Source organism: Nitrospinota bacterium (genome assembly GCA_016208975.1).
In the GTDB taxonomy this organism is placed as follows: domain Bacteria; phylum Nitrospinota_A; class UBA7883; order UBA7883; family JACRLM01; genus JACQXA01.
Genome location: JACQXA010000004.1, coordinates 880595 through 897742, shown reverse-complemented (window position 1 = coordinate 897742; position 17148 = coordinate 880595). Strand labels below are relative to the sequence as shown.

Sequence of the window (17148 nt, the reverse complement as noted above, 5' to 3'; positions counted from 1 at the left end):
TTACGGATACACCCGCCAGTCGCTGGGCACTCCAGCGGCGGAGGCGCGGCGGTCCAGCGAGTTTAACAACCCCGTGTAGTAGTCGATAATCTTCTTCACATCCTTCTCGGTAAAGCCTTTCACCTTTTTGATTTCGGGATCGTCAAGAGGCGCGCCGGTGACAAGGCTTTCCCGGTATGCGGTGAACCGGCGGATGCTTTCGGAGTAATGGGTATATTTTGTCCGCCACCAGCCCTTGTCGTGCCCGCCGAACGATTGCCCGGCCCCCCTGGCGGATTTTAAAAGCATTTTGGAGCCGGGGCCGTCTATCTGGTGGATGAATTCGTTGAGGAAACTCATGCCCAAAAGTCCGTCAAACCCCTCGCCAATACTGCTGGATACGCCAGCTTCAACGTGTACCGCTTCCGCCTCCCCAACCTTGAGGCTCTCGATTTCGATAAGGTATATCCACGAGACGCCACCGGCGGTGGTAACCGGCATTTTAGGCAGGTTGTCCATATTGGATACACCTATCTTCTTGGCCAGTTCGGGGGAGATTATTACGAAGCTGGCGCCGGTATCCACAAGAAAGCTGGCGCGCGTTCCCCGGTTCACCTCCGTATCCACCAGATAACTGAACCCGTGGGACTTCAACGGAACGTTGATCACCTTATCCGAGCGCATCCCGGCGGGTTGGGCCACAGCCTGGGGAGCTAATCCGGAGCCGCCTTTATCCTGCGGCTCGGCTTCTTCGCTCTTTTTATTTTGATCGGGGGTGGCGATTATCTGGGCGTCTTTTCTGGATTTTACGGGAATGTTCCTCGCATCGTCCGAAAAGCTTACGGAGCCGCCTTCTTCATTCCATTTGTATATCTGGGCCCGGGCCGGACCGGCAATGGTTATGGCCGATAGGGCCATCACGGTCAACATCGAAACGGGTTTTAGCGTCATTTTACGGTTTTTAACTTGTCCTGCCATTTGTCCAGGCCGGTTTCCACGGCCCCGTTCCACAGTTTCATGCCCCCGGACAACACGGCCACTTTGCCAAAACCCGCGCCCGCCAGGGCGAAAGCCACTTCGCTGGCCTCCACGCCACCTTCGTCCACCACTATGATGGTCCAGTCGCGGTCCAGCCTGTTCATGTTGCGGTAAACGATCTTGGCGGGAAGGCAGTTGGCCCCCGGAATATGCCCCTGCCCGAAATCTTTGGGAATACGTACATCCAGCGCCAAAAGGGGCTCGTTGTTTTTCACCTTTTCGGCCATTTCACCGGGGCTTATTACCGAGTAGCTTGCGTCATGATGGACTATAAGAGACGGGTCGGACTTTATAACGTCTTCAAGGTAAGGGAGCCTGTCCGCCCCAAAAAAACCCTCGCCCCGGAAAACCATGAACGGAACGCCAATTACGCCGTCCTTAACGGCCCCGGCCTCCGCCTCGGCCTGGGCTGTTTCGTACAATGAAGTCTCCAGCGCCATGGCAAGCCCGGTTCCGCCCAGTTCGATGAACTTGACCGACTCGGCGATCGCCCCGGTATTTGAAATGTCTTTGGCGCCCAGCCACCGGGCGGCCATCACCAGGTTGATGTATTTAAGCCCCAGCATCTTTTCATCGGCGTAGAACCGGCCAAGGCAGGCTTTCCGGCAGTCCAGCGGCTGGTCTATATAATTTAGTTTCCTGTCCGCCTTTTTGGAAAAACGCCCTATGTCTCTGATGTAATACCTGCGCTCTGCCTCGTTTATGGAAAAAAGCCCCGTGCGGTCAAAAGTGGTTACGGGGATGTATTCCACATCCACTTTATAGGCGTGGGAGAGGTTTTTCACCATGGGGGCAAGGATGAAGCTTGCCGGGTCGTTAAACGAAAGATAAAAGCGGATTATCTCTTTATCGAAGGAAACGTCCATTCCTTGAAACTCCAGAAGGAAAAGCCTGGTTCAGCCACGCAGGGCCGGGTCGTTCTCCACAGCCAGGATGGAGCCACCGGCCACGGCCACAGGCATGAACGCAAGGTTAATAAAAGGTATCAGAAGCGCTCCCGCCACGGCAAGGCCAAAGCCCAGGCATGTCCATGGCCGGGACAGGATGAACATTCGTTTCTCCGCGAACGTGTACCCGCGCCGGTCCAGGGTGTAACCGGCAAACTCATAGGCCATGGCGAAAGCCACGAAAAAGCCGCTGGCGGCCACGAAAGCCATATTGCCAATGCCGGGAACAAGGTTCATGAGGAACAGTAGCGCCTGTATGGCCAGAAGAAGGGCCATTTTCCGGGACTCGTTGGCCATGACAAGTTTCGCCAGAGCCCATATGGGCATCTTGCGCTCGATAGCCCCGCCGGTAAGCTTTTCCTCAACGGCGCGGGAGAGCGCGTCGTTGAACGGCGACGCGATTATGAGCCCCACGGCCGTGAATGTGAATATAACCGCAAGAATGGATATCACAAACAGCGCCGCCCCCGTTACCATGGAGAGGAGCGCCCAGTACCACTCCTGCGAAGACTGGGTGAACACATATGACGAAATGTGGAATGCGAAGAAATTAAATGACAGGAAGAACAGCGCGAACACCGCGATGTTCACCAGCAGGGGCATGGCGGCCAGTTTTAACAGGCGCCGGTCACCCAATATCATTTTCAGCCCGCGAAACAGATATGTGAATCCGCCCATTCTCTTGCCTTTACCGCCAGTTACGAAAACTGGATTTTATCACGCAATATGCCTTGGCTCAGGGCGCTTTACGTTTGGCCGGAAGACGCTGTTATTTATCATCCTGAAATATATTCATATATCGTTATCCACCCATAACCTTTTATAAATCCAAATGTTAGATTTATGTTAAGGCCCAAAAACGGCTTGACTTGCCCCTCGCTTTGAAAAAATAATACACCCCACGGAGCAGGTTAAGAGGCGAACCTGCGCCGTGAGCGTCTTATATTTTCCTTTTAACATTCTAAGAGGTCTTAAGAAAATGAGCGCGATGAGGAGATTCGCATTGATGGCTTTCGCCATGATGGCGGCCATCACCCTCACCACGAATGGCGCCTACGCCTTCAAGGTGAACGACAACAATTCAGTGGGCGGTTACGCCACAGTGTGGGGCATTCTCGATGAGAGCGCTTTCAACACCGCCACCGACTCTTCCGGGGAGAAGGGGAAAGACAAGTCCTTCGGTTTCCAGATTAAACAGATGCGCCTTGGCGCCAAGGGCGACCTGGCCGACAAAGTGTTGGGCTATAACGTGCTGTTCGACGGCTCCGGCTCCAACAGCTCGGTCGCTTTCGTTGAAGGCTGGATAACCCTCCGCCCGCTCGGCGACGTTCTCGACATCAACATCGGCCAGATGCGCCCCTACGGCACCTACGAAGTGGGTATAACCTCCGGCGGCAAGATCGAGAACCTCGATGTTTACCAGGCCGGTAAAAAGCAGATGACCAGCTTCCTGGCCGACTCCGGCAACAACACCCGCGACCGCGGCGTGGAGTTGGTGTTCAAGAAGCTCGGCGGCATGGCTGACTTGCGCATCACCGCCACCAACGGTTACGGCAACAACGGCGACGTGGGCGGCTCCATCTCCGGCTCCAAAGCCATTTGGGCCAACGGCACCATGGACGCGGCTTACACTGCGGCATTGATCCTGACCCCGGTGGAAGGCCTCCGCATCAACGCCGGTTACGGTATCAACAAGCATGAGAACGCCGTTGTTAACGTGACCTCCTCCACCGCCGACCTTACCACCGGCGCCGTTTCCTCCTCCTCTTCCAAAGTGGTGGTGGATCTGGACCGCTCCATGTACTCCGTGGGCGCCAAGCTGGACGTGAAAGACCTGGGCCTGTGGATCGACGGTGAGTACGCCGCCTTGAAAGGGGCCGACAAGGACACCCTGGCCGGCGGTTACGAGGTGAAGGGTTACTATGCCCGCCTCGGCTACTTCCTGGTTCCGAACACCCTCGAACTCATCGGCCGCTACCAGGGCTGGGACGAGATCAAGAGCAAAGGCGCCAGCGAGAAGAAGAACACCGGTTACGACCTCGGCGTTCGCCTGCATGTGGACGCTTTCGTGTTCACCCTGGAGTATGAGAAGCAGGACCTGGACGGCACCAGCGACGATCCCACCCGGCTGGCTTTCAGGACCGTCCTGTACTACTAAGCTGATTGAACGGGGGCTCGTAAAAAGGTTCCCTGGCAGGATAAAAAGGGGTTCGGCTGTAATGGCCGGGCCCCTTTTCTTTTAACGATTCGCTAACCTTCCATATGTTATAGTTAAAGTCATTTTCAAATCAGCGCCGTGATAAAAATGATCGCACTGGAAAAAATCCTCTTAATGTCCCTTTCGGCCGCGCTGGTTGTGGCCGTGGCCGGCCCATACCCCGCCGCCGCAAACGCCACGCCGGGAGGAAGCGCCCTTATGGAGGGATTGGCCCAGATGCGGCCGCGTCTGCAAACACCCTCGGGCTCCGTAATAAGCGTGAAGGGCGGAGAAGTTTTTATCGCAAAAACATCACCGGGGCAGGCCGTTCCCGCCGGGATGCGGTTTTCGATCGTCCGGGATAAAGAACAGCTCTTCCATCCCGTAACAAGGGAGAAGCTTGGAACCATAACCGAGCCGGTGGGGGATGTCAAAACCCTGTCCGACGACGGCAAGATAATCAAATGCGCCATAGTTTCCGGCAAGGAAAAGATAAAACCAGGCGACTATATAGGCGTTCCCCAGGCGCCAACCGTGGTGGCCGTTATGTTTTTCATCCCGCCCGGTTATCCGGAGCAGGCCGCGCTCAGGTCATCGGCCATCAACGAGCTATCCAACTGGCGCGGGCTGGCCGTGGCCCCACCCATGGCGGTGGAACGGCTGATTTTCGACCGGGGCATAGCAGACGCGGCCCAGTGGCTCAAAGACGGCGCCAACCGGTCTGCCGCCGCCGCAACTTTAGGAGCCCGGTACGCGCTTGCCATATCCGTTAAAACGGAAAAAGGCAGGGAGCTTGTGGACATAGTTCTCTACAGCCTGGACAGCGGCGAAGCGCTGGAGCGTTACGCAGGTATGGCAGGGCAGGAGGCCTCGCAAGCAGTGGAGACGCGGGAAACTAAAAAACCTGTGGCCGCGCCGGTTATCATCCCGGCCCCCACCGCGCCGGAAATAAAACCCGCCCCGAAAGAAGTTTCCACCGGAACTGGGTTTAAAAGCGTAACCCTGGCCAGGCTGGACGGGAAGCTAACGGCCCTGTGGGGCGGGGATATAGACGCGGACGGGGTAACGGACACGCTGGCGGGGCTGGATAACAAAGTAATCCTGCTCCACATGACAAGCGCCGGGACGCTGGAGAAGGCTTGGGAACATGAAGCCGGACGGCGGTTGATGATCACGGGTTTTGCCGTGGGGGACCATGACGGCGATGGGGTTCCGGAGATTTACGTTAACGCCTTGGCCGACGGCGCCGCGCGCTCTTTCGTTATGGAGAAGAAGGGTGGAGTTTATGCTCCCACCATTGAAACGCGGAACATGCTGTTCTACGCTGGGTCCGACGGCAGACTGTACGGCCAGCGCCAACGGGCGGATCTTGGACTGGAGGACAAGATATTACTTCTTACCCGGAGTGGCGCGGGTTTTATTGAAAAACCCTTCGCCAACCTGCCCGGCGGCGCCAATCTTTCCGGGCTGGCGTTTTCCGACATGGACGGTGACGGGGCCATTGACATGGCCGGGTTTGACGGCGGGAAGAACTTCGCCTACTTCTCCAGCGCGCTCAATAGCTGGGTGAAGGTTCCGGGCCAGTTCGGCGGGTCTGAAATGGCCATCAAACTGCCCGACGCCGGGGAACTGCCCCAATATTTCGAGATTCAGCCGCAGGTTGCCCCCGCCGGAATGTCCGGGGAATTCGCGGTGATAATAGCGGCGCAGAACGTTCATTCGCTATACTACATTACCGCGGCGCCGGTTTACGGCAAATCCAGGGTCCATTATCTTGTGAACGGCGGGTTGGGGTATGAGATAAAATTCTCCACCCCCATCACCGACGGGGTAATTTTCGCCATGGCTCCGGTTCAGGGAAAACCCGGCCATACGCTGGCGGGAAAAACGGAAACCCATGTGACGGGTCCAGATAAATCGGAACTAATACTATATACAGCGGGGGAATGATCTGATGGCCGTTTGGATGGACAGGGCCACCGTCGTTTTTATTCTGGCCCTGGCATTGGCCTGTTCCACGGCCATGGCTTATGAGCCGCCGCAAGCCGCCCGTATCCTGGCCGGAAAACTGGCTGGGGCCATATCCCCGTTCCGGAGCTATGTGATAAAAGCGGATGGCTCCCGTTTATATATAACCCTGCCGGTTTCGGGCGCGTTTTCGGAAAACACCATAGGCCAGGCTTTAGACGCTTCCGGGGCGCGGATTGCCATCGTAAAAATAGTTTCGATTACTGAAAGCCATGCCATTTGCCAGGTACTCGGCTCCGCTAAAAACACCGGCTCCGCCAAGATAGTGGCCGGTTTGAAAACCCCGGCCCGGCTTCTGGCGCTGGGGAGCTTCAACAATGACGGGAGCGGAATTTTGCCGCTGATAGAAGAAGCCCTCCGGGATGAGGGGGTGTTCGATGTGGCCCCCAGCGTAATTTCGGACAGGCTGTCATCCATTCAGGCCGCCGGGGACATGTGGGCGAAAGACCTGATGGCCGTGAATGCCGTGGCCGCCACCGGCGCGGAACTTGTGGCCGTATTGCGGGAAGAGCCCGTTAACGGCCGGAGCAAGGTTAAAGTGACTTTGTATGGAGCCGGAGGCGAGTTTTTATTCCAGCCCGAAGCCATGTTGCAAGACGTTAAGCCCATGACAATGGCCACGGAGAAAAAACAGGGGGACGAAACTGGCGAATCCATCACCACGGCCCAGGCCAAAACAGGATTCTTAAAAGCCAGAAGCGCCGCCGAACCCGTCGCCGAACAGGCGCCGGAGACGAAGGTTATGGACATCCGGGACCGGGCGCGATGGAAAAAGTATCAAGTTGAAGGGGCGCTTCTGTCTGTGGCGGTGGTGAGCCCCGAGGGCCCGGTAGTGGCGCTCACCTTCAGAGACATGGTGAGGATTGCGCGGCCGGAAGGTGACAAGCTGAAAACCCTTTGGGAGACCCGGGCGCCGCAAGGCCTGCGGTTCATCAGTTGCGCCGCTTATGATTTCGATGGCGACGGACAACGGGAGCTGTTTGTGAACGCATTGGCTTCGGAGGGGGTGGAATCCCTTCTCATCCGGAGGCAAGGCGCAAGCTACGCCCTGGGGGATGGCCGGCACCCATACTTCTTCTCCACCGCTTCCGACGGGGTTTTACTGGCCCAGAAAGGCATGGAGAAAGTCCCGGTTCCCGGGCCGGAGGTTTTCATAGTGAGCCGCTCCGGCGACGAGCCAAGTTTCATCCCCGCGCTGGTCATCCACGGGAAGGAGGCGCTCATAGGCCTCAACCGGCTGGACATAGACAAAGACGGGTTTTTTGAATACGTGGGGTTGTCGGGCAGGGGGATTCTCGTTATTGTAAACCAGAGCGGGGAAGTGGTGTGGCGCGGCGCCGGGTTCGGGTTGACCGCCCGGGACCTTTCCGCCGGGCGGGAGTTTTCCATGCCCGCTCCGCCGAAGGTTTTGCCGGTGATGGATAAAGACGCCGGGCTCACCCTGGCTGTGGCGGGCGCGGAATACAAGGCGGGTGGCGTGTTTTCCGCCGCCAGGCTGGAGAAAGGCTCCGTCAGGTTTGTAACCATCAATCAAAAGGGTTACCAGACCCAGGACAGGATGATTTTAGGCGATGGTTGGGTGAGCGACCTTGTGGACATGTCCAAAGACGGCGCTACGCCTTCAGCCATGGGCTATGTGAGGGTTATGCCGGGCTCCATCTCTGACATGTCTGAACTGGCATTGCCGGTGGAGTAACGGTTTTTTCTTTTAGGTTAGGAATAGTGGCGAAAGCTTGCGGCGGGTTGTCCGCGGGAGCCATATCAATTATCATGTTCGGATTCATTTCATAAGCTGTTGAGGGTTGCCGGGAATTGATAGAGAATCTGCAGTATCTGGTCGAGAATTATGGTTACCTGGCCATACTTGTCGGCACATTCCTGGAAGGCGAAACGATCCTTGTGCTGGGTGGCATAGCGGCCCACCTGGGATACCTCGATGTTACCCTCGTAATTTTGTGCGCTTTCGCGGGCTCCACCGCAGGCGACCAGCTTTATTTCTTCATCGGCAGGTTCTGGGGCAAGAAATATATTGGGCGCTGGCCTACCTGGAAGGCGCGGATGGACCGTGTCCAGAAACGGTTCGAACGCTGGCATTCATGGATAATACTTTTCTTCCGGTTCTGGTACGGTTTGCGGAACGTCACCCCGTTCGCCCTTGGAATGAGCGACGTGAAGACGTCGCTGTTCGTAACGCTCAATATAATCGGCGCCATTATCTGGGCCATCACCATAAGCATGGCGGGCTATCTTTTCGGGGTGATGGTGGAGAGCGTCATCGGCGACATCAAGCATTACCAGATGCTGGCGCTGATAGGTGTTGGCGTTCTGGGGCTGGTGATCTGGATAATCTCCCTTTTCGTCCGGAAGAAAAAATATTCCGCCCAAAGCCCTGCCGCGGCCGTTCCGGACCAGCAGGTTTAAACCCTCTTTTAGCTTCTTACCGGGGTACGGCTGAAGCCTGATATATTGGCTGGCTCCGGGAGCCGGTGAAAAATATAATATAGGTGATTGCTGAGGTCTTTCTTGCGCCCGGCCAATAGCCGGCCGGCCGGTATGAAATGATGGAGCGCCATGAGCGAAGCCGCCGAAGAAAAAGAAGCCATTGAGCGGATAAGCGAGGTTGAGGCCGAGTTGCGCGCCAGGCTGGAGGCTGTCCGGAAAAAAGCCCGGGACATGGTGACCGAGGCGGAACAAAAAGCCTCCGCCTCCACCCATGGGTTGCAGGCGGAGCTGGACGCGCTCAACCGCGCCGGTGAAACTTTTTTGACCGGGGCCATGGCGGGCCCTGAACCGCCGAGTATCACGCCTCCGCCAAAAGAAATTGTCACCACGCTGGCCCGGGATCTTTTCACCATGCTGGCCTCCGGTAAGGGCGAGGAGGTCAAATGATAGCCTCCATGGAGCGAACCAGGATAGCGGGCCCCAAATCCGCCGCCGCGCGCCTGCTGGCCCTGCTTTTCGCCCATCGGGTTTTTCACGTCACGCCATCCGCCAGCGACCAGTTATTAAAAGAAGCTTCATTTGAACACGGGGTTTTGCCCGCCGGTGAGGAGAGCAACCTGAAACTGGCTGAGAGCCTCATTAACCTGATGGCCGAAGCGGTCACTTACCTTCCGCCACAGGAGCCCCGGGAGCCTGCCCCGGTTTTCCAGCATGAAAGCCAATGGCTGGCCTACGCCTCGGGCAAATCCGTGATGGAGGTCCTGGAGGAGGTTCCCAAAACCGCCCAAAAGCTGGAGTCGCTGGTGGCGGAACAAAAAGAGGCCAACGCCTACCGGGAGCTTTTCGAGGAGTTCCAGCCGCTGTTGGAGAAGGCGTCCGCGTTCCGGGGCATGGAGATAACCGGTGTTACCCTCACCGCCGGTTATGAGGACATGTTCAACGAGATGCGGCTGACCATGGAGGAGATCACCGGTGGCGCCTGCGCAATATTCCGGGGCAAGGCCAATGGCGAAGGATCTTCGGCTCTGCTCATATATCCCGAGTCCATCGGCGAAGAGGTGCGGCGGCGCGCGTTCGGCCACAAGGTCCAGCCGGTGCGCCTGCCGGAAAAATACGAGAAAGGCACTTTCGCCACCACGCTCAAATATTTGTACACCCGGGAGCGGGAGCTGGAAAAAGAACGCCGCGAGGCTTCGGCGAGGCTTGTGGAGCTTTCCACCAGATGGCTGGAGCCGATAAAGGCGGCTGAACGGGGCCTGCGCCAGTACGCGGAGCTTTTGCGCTCGCAGGGGCATCTGGCCACGTCGGGTATGACCTTTTGGATATCCGGATGGGTGCCTACCGATGAGATGCCCCGGTTAAAAGACGCCGTAGCGCGGGAATTTGGCGGAGCGGTGGCTTTATATTCGGCCCGGCCCGGCCTTGCGGAATTTCCCGAAACCCCGGTAAAGCTTGAGAACCGGAGCTGGGCCAGGCCCTTCGAAAGGCTAATCCATCTGTACGCCACGCCGATGTACGGCGGGGTGGATCCTTCGGCGCTCATAGCTTTCACCATGCCCATGCTTTTCGGATTCATGCTGGGGGACGTGGGTTACGCGTTATTGCTGGCGGCTGTGGGGACAGGGTTGCGATGGAAATTCGCCGAGGATTCCCTGGCTCTGGACATGTCGAAAATCATTTACCTTTGCGCGGCCCAATCGGCCCTGTTCGGCCTGCTGTTCTGCGAGATATTCGGCGCCGCCCATCTTTGGCCGCCGTTGCTGGACAGGAAACATGAGGTGGTATTCACGCTCATGCTGGTTCTTGCCGCAGGAGGGATGCATCTGGCGTTGGGGAGTCTTATAGGTTTCTTCGCGGAGAGACGGCTAAAGCGGAGCCGCCATGCGCTGGAGCGGCTGGCCGATTTCGGATTTATAGTTTCAGCGCTACTGGCGGGTTTTTCCGCCATCACCGGTGGGCCAAAGTGGACATATTTCCTCCCGCTTGTTCCGCTGGCCGTAAGGGTGGCGGCGGTGGGCTTATCGGAGGGGTTGCTGGAGGCGCCAAGGATAATTTCCAATATGCTTTCCTACGCCAGGCTCATGGCGCTGGGGCTGGCGTCGGTGATTATGGCCGACGTGGCCGGGGAGATAAACAAGACAATAGAGTGGGCGGTGGCCGGGGCGCTGGCGGCGGCGCTGATTCACGGCGTTAACTTTGTGATGGGCGTTTTCAGCCCGGCCATACAGGCTATCCGTCTTCATTACGTGGAGTTCTTCAGCCGGTTCTACACCTCCGGCGGCGTAGCTTATTCGCCGCTGGGCAGACCTTAAAACGCAAAGGAGGCATTTTATGGAATTGGACTGGACAACATTGGGCGCGGCGTTGGCCATAGGGTTCACCGCGTTCGCTACAGCCTGGGCCCAAGGCAGGATAGGCTCGGCGGCGGTGGGCGCCATCGTGGAGAAAAAAGAAGTGTCGGGGCTGATGATCATCCTGGTGGCCATCCCTGAGACCATGGTGATACTCGGATTCGTCATCGCCGTTCTGCTTATTTACAAATGAGCGTTGAAAAACTGCTTTCCGCGCTGAGGCTGGAGGCGGAGATAAAAGAGCGCTCCATCCTGGAAGAGGCGGCCGTAAAAGCGGAGGAAGTGGCGGTGGCCGCCCGGGAGAAGAGCGCCGCAATCCAGCGGGAGATAGACCTGAAACGGCAGTTGATGGAATCCCGGCGGGACGCGTTGCGCCTGGCGCGGGAAAGGATGGCGCGGCGCGAGGCCATGCTTGAGGCGCAAGACGCCGCGGCGCAAGCGGTGAAGAAAGAGGCCCGCGGTCTATTCCAAGAATTCATGGGTTCACCGGCATACGGGCAATATGTGGCGCGTGAATTGGAAACAGTGAGGGCCGAGGCGGGGGAGTTGGAGGAAGTCAGGGCCGATGCGGTGACCGCTGAAATTATAAGGTCGCTGGGAGGGCCGGAAAAAATAGCGGTGGATGAAAATGTGGCATGCGGCTTTGTGGCGTCCACCGGCGGAGGCAGAAGAAAGTGGCTGTGTCTTCTTGAGACCAGGCTTGAAAAACTCTGGCGCGCCAGGGGAAACGAATTTGTGAACCGTTTAACGGAGTCCGCCGGATGGAGGCTGAGTACGTAACGGCGCGGCTGGCGGCCATAAAGAGCCGCCTGGTATCGCCGCAGGAGCTTATGAAGGTTCTGGAGGTGGGGGATTTAAAGCCCGCCCTGGAGCTTATAGAAAGCTCTGTTTACGCCCGGGAGATGGAGGAGATCATAAGGCGCGGCGGTTTACGGCCGACCCCGGCGCTGATGGAGCGGGTGATAAACGAAGGGCTGGCGCGGCTAAAACGCAGGTTCGCCGAACTGGTGATAGATATGGACAGTACCGTGGGAAGGGCGCTGGTGATGCGGTGGGAGCTGGAAGAGTTGAAATCGGCCATCCGCTACCTTATGCGCGACGGGTTTTCCCAGGACAGGAGGTTCAGCTTTACTCCGATGGTTGTCGAGCCTAAAAACATCCCCGCCTGGGGCGGATACAAAACCGCAACGGAGCTGATAACACTCATGAAAAAGGCCGGGCATCCGCTGGCGCCGGGGCTGGACGCGGCGCTGTTCGCGAAAAACCCGCTGGATGCGGAATTGGGGCTTGAACGCTATTTTTTCACGAAATACCTGCGGAGCCTAAGTTATCTGCCTTGGCAGATAGGGGAGTATTACCGGGACCAGCTGGACATGGCCAACGTGAATAACGCGATGCTGGCGCGGGTGGCTTCCGTGGGGCCCATGGAGTTGCGGGAGTTTTATATTGACGGCGGAGGGCTCATACGCCGGGAGGATTTTGAGACGCTGGCGTTTGGCCAGGGGGACACGCCGCACAAGGTGATAAAAGAGAGGCTGGGGGCTAAACCACGGCGGGGCTCCGAAAACTCGGCCACCCTTTTTTACATGGAACTACGCAGGGCGTTCTATGTCAAGTACCGCCGCCACAGTTTGAAAGAGCCTGTAGGCCCCTGGGGGCTTATCTTTTTCATGGAAGAGCTTTCGGCAAACGCATCGAACCTTCATCTGGCTTTGAGTTTCGGTTTGTCCCACACGCCCATGGGGGACGCGGCCGAACATTTTATAAGGGCATGGCAATGAGCGCCGGCAAACCGATGACCATCAAGGTTGTCTCCTATTGGGGGCAGGAGGCCGGGTTCCGCCTGGCCGGGGCGGAGGTTGTGCCGGTGACCGGCGCGGAAGCCCTTAACGGCGAGATTGAAAAAATACTGGCGGAAGGGGGCGTGGGGGTGCTGGCCATCCCGGCGCAGATGGAGGAATGGATCACTGACAGGAACCAGAAAGCGCTTCGCAAAAGCGTAACCCCATTGCTGGCCAGGTATGAATATCCGGGCCAGTGGCGGTTCACCGGCGAGGCGGAGGATATGGCCGACTGGCTCACGTTCCGCGCCATCGGTTACCACATGAGGATAAAGCTGTGACGGCAAGCGGCGGCCGCATAATAAAAGTTTCCGGCCCGGCGGTGGTGGCCGGGGGGATGTTCGGCTGTTTTATGAGCGAGGTGGCCCTGGTGGGCTCCGAAAAACTCATGGGGGAGATCATCCGCATAGAGGGGGACACGGCGGTGATCCAGGTGTATGAAGACACAATGGGCCTTACCGTGGGTGACCCGGTGGAGCGGCTTGGCGAGCTTCTCTCGGTGGAACTGGGGCCGGGCCTGATAGGCTCCATATTCGATGGCATCCAGCGCCCTTTGCCCAGGCTTGCGGAGCGCTGGGGGGATTTCATACAGCGCGGCGCCCGCGTAAAAAGGCTGGACCGTAACAGGAAATGGAAGTTCACCCCATCGGTGAAACCGGGTGACCATGTGGAGTGGGGCATGGTGGTGGGAACTGTTCCTGAAACGCCAAGGGTGACCCACCGCATTATGGTTCCCAAAGATGTTTCCGGCGTGGTGGCCACGGTGGCTGTTGGGGAGCTTACGGTGGAAGAGACGGCGGTTACCCTCACCAACGGCCAGCGGATAACCCTGCGGCAGAAATGGAACGTGCGCGAGCCCAGGCCCCGGCTGGAGCGTCTGCCGCTCAACACGCCCCTTATCACCGGCCAGCGGGTCATAGACACTCTGTTCCCCATCGCCGAGGGGGGCGCGGCCATAATACCCGGAGGGTTCGGCTCCGGCAAGACGGTTTTGGAGCAGACCATAGCCAAATACGCCCAGGCGGACATAATCATATACGTCGGTTGCGGCGAGCGGGGAAACGAGATGGCCGATACGTTAAGCCAGCTTCCCAAGCTTATAGACCCCCACACCGGCAGGCCGCTTATGGAGCGCACCATCCTCATCGCCAACACATCCAACATGCCCGTGGCCGCGCGGGAGGCCTCCATATACACCGGCATGGCCATCGCCGAATATTACCGGGACATGGGTTACAAGGTGACCGTGCTGGCCGACAGCACCTCCCGCTGGGCCGAGGCATTGCGGGAGATGTCCTCGCGGCTGGAGGAAATACCGGGGGAAGAAGGGTACCCCACTTATCTTGCTTCCCGGCTGGGGGCGTTTTACGAGAGGGCCGGACGGGCGAGGCTTTTGGGCAGGCCGGAGGAGACAGGCTCCGTCACCGTGATAGGCGCCGTGTCGCCGCCGGGGGGGGATTTTTCTGAGCCGGTCACCCAGGCGTCGTTGAGGATGGCCTCCACGTTCTGGGGGCTAGATTACGACCTGGCGCACCAGCGGCATTTCCCGGCCATAAACTGGCGCATATCATTCAGCCTCACCTATCCATCGCTGGGGACGTGGTACCAGCAGAACGTGAGCCCGGCATGGCGGGAGATGGTGAGCAGTATCCACGCCACGCTCCAGAAAGAGGAGGAGCTTTCGGAGGTGGTGAAGATAGTCGGTATGGATTCGCTGGAGGACAGGGAGAAAGTCATCCTTGAAGGGGCCCGGCTCCTGCGCGAGGGGTATCTGCGGCAAAGCTCCGCCAGCCCCGCCGACGCTTATTGCTCCACCCGGCGCCAGGCGTTGATGCTGGACGCGTATCTTTTCTTTGTGGAGAAAATGGCGGACGCCGTGGACAAGGGGCTGACGGCGGAGATGGTGATGAAGTTCGCCGGAATGGAGCAGGTGATGAGGCTCAAGGAGGTTGCCGAAGACGAACTGGAAGCGCTTATAGGCGAGCTTAAAGCCGCTTTCGTCCGGTACGTGGAAAGCGAAAGGAGATAGGCGGATGGGTGGCGATCTTCTTTCAAGGCAGTTTGGCACGATAGACTCGGTGAAGGGCCCGCTGGTGTTCATACGCCGGGCGGAACGGGCCGCCCAAGGCGACATAGTGAGCATTGTCATCGGCGAGGGGGACACGCGGCCCGCGCAGATTATCGAGATAAGCGAGAAATGGGCCGTGGCGCAGGTGTTCGGCCCCACGGGAAGGATAAACCCGGACACCACGCTGGTGTGGTTCTCCGAAGAGGGGGCCAAGGTGGACTTGTCGCCTCTCCTGCTGGGCCGGGTTTTTTCCGGAGGCGGCCAGCCGCTGGACGGCCTGCCCAAACCGCCGCCCATGGCGCGCCGGGACATTAACGGCTCCGCGTTAAACCCCACCCGCCGGGCAATGCCGAAAGATTTCATTCAAACCGGCGTTTCCGCCATAGATGGCATGAACACCCTGGTTCGCGGCCAGAAACTTCCCATCTTCTCCGGAGCGGGCCTTCCCGCCAACGAAATCGCCACCATGATAATCGCCAACGCTGGCGTCAGCGGGCCGGGGGAGCGGTTCGCCCTGGTTTTCGCGGGAATGGGGATAACCTCGCGGGAGGCCGATTATTTCAAGCAGGCGTTTGAATATTCCGGCGCCATAGAACATTCGGTGGTGTTCCTGAACCTGGCGGATGACCCGGTGATAGAGCGGTTACTCACGCCCCGGTTCGCGCTGACCACGGCGGAGTACCTGGCGTTCGACCTGGGGATGCAGGTGCTGGTGGCCCTCACGGACATGACCCATTACTGTAACGCCCTGCGCGAAGTATCGTCTTCCCGCGAGGAAATTCCCGGGCGGCGCGGGTATCCGGGTTATATGTACACCGACCTGGCGGGGATATACGAGCGGGCGGGGCGCATTGAAGGTAAAGTTGGCTCCGTCACCCAATTGCCCATATTGACCATGCCCGACGACGACATAACCCACCCCGTGCCGGACCTGACCGGTTACATAACTGAAGGCCAGATAGTGCTGGACCGGGGGTTAAGCAGGAAAGGGGTGTTCCCGCCCATTAACGTGTTGCCCAGCCTCTCGCGGCTGATGGACCACGGAATCGGCGCGGGGAGGACCAGGGAGGATCACAGACAATGGTCAGACCAGATATATATGTGCTACGCCCGGGGGGAAGAGCAGAGGCGCGTGGCCGCCATCATCGGTGAAGAGGGTTTGTCGGACATGGACCGGGTGTACCTGAAATTCGCCGAGGCGTTCGAACGGGAATTTTTAAACCAGGGGGAGATAAGCAGATCCATCGAGGAAACGCTGGCGGAAGGGTGGAGGCTTCTTTCCATCCTGCCGGAAAGCGAACTGGTGCGTATAAGCCGGGACAACATCCAGAAATACGGCAAGCGGAACGGATAACGATATGGAAGCGCGGGTTCGAACCGGGCGGCTGGAACTGTTAAGGCTCCGGGACCGCAGGAAACTGGTGGCCCGTGGCATAAGCATCCTCACCAGCAAACGGGACGCCCTGCTAATGGAGTTTAAAGGGGTGGTACGGCAGGTGCGCGACCTCCGGAAGATGCTGGACGACAAGATCCTCACCGCCGAACGGGCGCTGAACGTGGCCAGGGCCATGGAGCCCGCCCATTCGCTCCTCACCGAGTCTTTGGCGGCGGAACGGGACATTTCGTTCAACGTGGCCCTGCGGAACGTGTGGGGGGTGAAAATCGCCACGGTGGATTTCCCGGAAGAGCGCCGGACACCGTTCGAGCGCGGATCGGCCCCCGGTCATAGGAGTCCGGCGGTGGACGAGGCGGCGGGGCTATTCGAGGACGTTCTTCCCGCGCTGGCCCAGAGCGCCGCGGCGGAAAGCAGGCTACTGTCCATCGGCGGGGCCATACGCAACGCCACCCGGCGCGTGAACGCGCTGGAGCGGAAAGTGGAGCCGGAGATAAAGTCCACCATGGAGCGCATCATGGCCCAGCTGGAGGAGCGGGCGCGGGAAGAAACCTTCCGGCTGAAACGGTTCAAGTCCATCAAGGAACGGGGCTGAGCCGGAATCTTGCGCCATTGTTGCTTCTCCGGGGTAGCCCCGACCCCGGGCTTCCACATGAAACATAAGACCTGGTCGTGCGGCCGCGGGGAATTGAAACCAGTATGACCTGGCAAAGCCTCCGCCAGTTAAAATTCCGCTGAATTTGGCGTAGCCCGCGCTAAAATACCGGATGAACTCATCCTTCATAAAAAACCGCATTAAAACCCTTGCACGGGTTTTGCCGCCGTTGGTTCTTGCGGCGGCGGTCTTTCTTTCATCATCCGCGC

At 58.5% G+C, this 17148-nt stretch carries 16 protein-coding genes; 13 read left to right on the top strand and 3 right to left on the bottom strand.

Going from position 1 to position 17148, the window contains the following annotated elements:
• The 3 genes from HY751_07930 to HY751_07920 are packed head-to-tail and all read right to left on the bottom strand — an operon-like array spanning nt 1 to nt 2642.
• Nucleotides 1-957: a retroviral-like aspartic protease family protein gene (locus HY751_07930; GenBank protein ID MBI4666320.1), complete on the bottom strand. Its 957-nt coding sequence runs from the start codon at nt 955-957 to the stop codon at nt 1-3.
• Nucleotides 927-1883, bottom strand: a complete 957-nt coding sequence (locus HY751_07925) for a DsbA family protein (GenBank protein MBI4666319.1) — start codon at nt 1881-1883, stop codon at nt 927-929. The genes HY751_07930 and HY751_07925 overlap by 31 nt, the downstream gene beginning before the upstream one ends.
• 30 nt (nt 1884-1913) lie before the next feature.
• Nucleotides 1914-2642 carry an EI24 domain-containing protein gene (locus HY751_07920; GenBank protein ID MBI4666318.1) on the bottom strand — a complete coding sequence of 243 codons (729 nt, stop codon included), beginning with the start codon at nt 2640-2642 and terminating at the stop codon, nt 1914-1916.
• 328 nt (nt 2643-2970) lie between these two features.
• Here HY751_07920 and HY751_07915 point away from each other — a divergent pair, with 328 nt between their 5' ends.
• The 13 genes from HY751_07915 to HY751_07855 all read left to right on the top strand — a co-directional run bounded on the left by HY751_07915 (nt 2971) and on the right by HY751_07855 (nt 16879).
• Complete coding sequence (locus tag HY751_07915; protein MBI4666317.1) at nt 2971-4122, top strand: hypothetical protein; 1152 nt, start codon at nt 2971-2973, stop codon at nt 4120-4122.
• A 147-nt stretch (nt 4123-4269) separates the two neighbouring features.
• Nucleotides 4270-6111 (top strand): VCBS repeat-containing protein, encoded by a 1842-nt coding sequence (locus tag HY751_07910; protein MBI4666316.1) that lies wholly within the window; start codon nt 4270-4272, stop codon nt 6109-6111.
• A 4-nt stretch (nt 6112-6115) separates the two neighbouring features.
• The gene (locus HY751_07905; protein ID MBI4666315.1) at nt 6116-7885 is read left to right on the top strand and encodes a hypothetical protein; all 1770 of its coding nucleotides are present in this window, start codon (nt 6116-6118) and stop codon (nt 7883-7885) included.
• A gap of 119 nt (nt 7886-8004) precedes the next feature.
• Complete coding sequence (locus HY751_07900) at nt 8005-8610, top strand: DedA family protein (protein MBI4666314.1); 606 nt, start codon at nt 8005-8007, stop codon at nt 8608-8610.
• Between the two features lie 150 nt (nt 8611-8760).
• Nucleotides 8761-9078, top strand: a complete 318-nt coding sequence (locus HY751_07895) for a hypothetical protein (protein ID MBI4666313.1) — start codon at nt 8761-8763, stop codon at nt 9076-9078.
• Entirely contained in the window at nt 9075-10943 is a 1869-nt protein-coding gene (locus HY751_07890) for a hypothetical protein (protein MBI4666312.1), read from the top strand. The genes HY751_07895 and HY751_07890 overlap by 4 nt, the downstream gene beginning before the upstream one ends.
• Nucleotides 10944-10962: 19 nt before the next feature.
• Nucleotides 10963-11175, top strand: coding sequence for an ATPase (locus HY751_07885; GenBank protein ID MBI4666311.1), 213 nt, complete (start codon nt 10963-10965; stop codon nt 11173-11175).
• Complete coding sequence (locus tag HY751_07880; protein MBI4666310.1) at nt 11172-11762, top strand: hypothetical protein; 591 nt, start codon at nt 11172-11174, stop codon at nt 11760-11762. Before HY751_07885 ends, HY751_07880 begins: the two co-directional genes overlap by 4 nt.
• Nucleotides 11744-12763: a V-type ATPase subunit gene (locus HY751_07875; protein ID MBI4666309.1), complete on the top strand. Its 1020-nt coding sequence runs from the start codon at nt 11744-11746 to the stop codon at nt 12761-12763. Before HY751_07880 ends, HY751_07875 begins: the two co-directional genes overlap by 19 nt.
• Entirely contained in the window at nt 12760-13104 is a 345-nt protein-coding gene (locus HY751_07870) for a hypothetical protein (protein MBI4666308.1), read from the top strand. The genes HY751_07875 and HY751_07870 overlap by 4 nt, the downstream gene beginning before the upstream one ends.
• Complete coding sequence (locus tag HY751_07865) at nt 13101-14852, top strand: V-type ATP synthase subunit A (protein MBI4666307.1); 1752 nt, start codon at nt 13101-13103, stop codon at nt 14850-14852. Before HY751_07870 ends, HY751_07865 begins: the two co-directional genes overlap by 4 nt.
• 4 nt (nt 14853-14856) lie before the next feature.
• The gene (locus HY751_07860; protein ID MBI4666306.1) at nt 14857-16245 is read left to right on the top strand and encodes a V-type ATP synthase subunit B; all 1389 of its coding nucleotides are present in this window, start codon (nt 14857-14859) and stop codon (nt 16243-16245) included.
• Nucleotides 16246-16249: 4 nt separating this feature from the next.
• Nucleotides 16250-16879: a V-type ATP synthase subunit D gene (locus tag HY751_07855; protein MBI4666305.1), complete on the top strand. Its 630-nt coding sequence runs from the start codon at nt 16250-16252 to the stop codon at nt 16877-16879.
• The last annotated feature ends 269 nt before the right edge of the window (nt 16880-17148 follow it).

Bases quoted from the DNA above. Each gene is read 5' to 3' on its own strand.
- HY751_07930 (MBI4666320.1), bottom strand. From the start codon at position 957: ATGGCAGGACAAGTTAAAAACCGTAAAATGACGCTAAAACCCGTTTCG.
- HY751_07885 (MBI4666311.1), top strand. From the start codon at position 10,963: ATGGAATTGGACTGGACAACATTGGGCGCGGCGTTGGCCATAGGGTTC.
- HY751_07910 (MBI4666316.1), top strand. From the start codon at position 4,270: ATGATCGCACTGGAAAAAATCCTCTTAATGTCCCTTTCGGCCGCGCTG.
- HY751_07920 (MBI4666318.1), bottom strand. From the start codon at position 2,642: ATGGGCGGATTCACATATCTGTTTCGCGGGCTGAAAATGATATTGGGT.
- HY751_07860 (MBI4666306.1), top strand. From the start codon at position 14,857: ATGGGTGGCGATCTTCTTTCAAGGCAGTTTGGCACGATAGACTCGGTG.
- HY751_07895 (MBI4666313.1), top strand. From the start codon at position 8,761: ATGAGCGAAGCCGCCGAAGAAAAAGAAGCCATTGAGCGGATAAGCGAG.
- HY751_07905 (MBI4666315.1), top strand. From the start codon at position 6,116: ATGGCCGTTTGGATGGACAGGGCCACCGTCGTTTTTATTCTGGCCCTG.
- HY751_07880 (MBI4666310.1), top strand. From the start codon at position 11,172: ATGAGCGTTGAAAAACTGCTTTCCGCGCTGAGGCTGGAGGCGGAGATA.
- HY751_07855 (MBI4666305.1), top strand. From the start codon at position 16,250: ATGGAAGCGCGGGTTCGAACCGGGCGGCTGGAACTGTTAAGGCTCCGG.
- HY751_07925 (MBI4666319.1), bottom strand. From the start codon at position 1,883: ATGGACGTTTCCTTCGATAAAGAGATAATCCGCTTTTATCTTTCGTTT.
- HY751_07875 (MBI4666309.1), top strand. From the start codon at position 11,744: ATGGAGGCTGAGTACGTAACGGCGCGGCTGGCGGCCATAAAGAGCCGC.
- HY751_07870 (MBI4666308.1), top strand. From the start codon at position 12,760: ATGAGCGCCGGCAAACCGATGACCATCAAGGTTGTCTCCTATTGGGGG.
- HY751_07915 (MBI4666317.1), top strand. From the start codon at position 2,971: ATGGCTTTCGCCATGATGGCGGCCATCACCCTCACCACGAATGGCGCC.
- HY751_07890 (MBI4666312.1), top strand. From the start codon at position 9,075: ATGATAGCCTCCATGGAGCGAACCAGGATAGCGGGCCCCAAATCCGCC.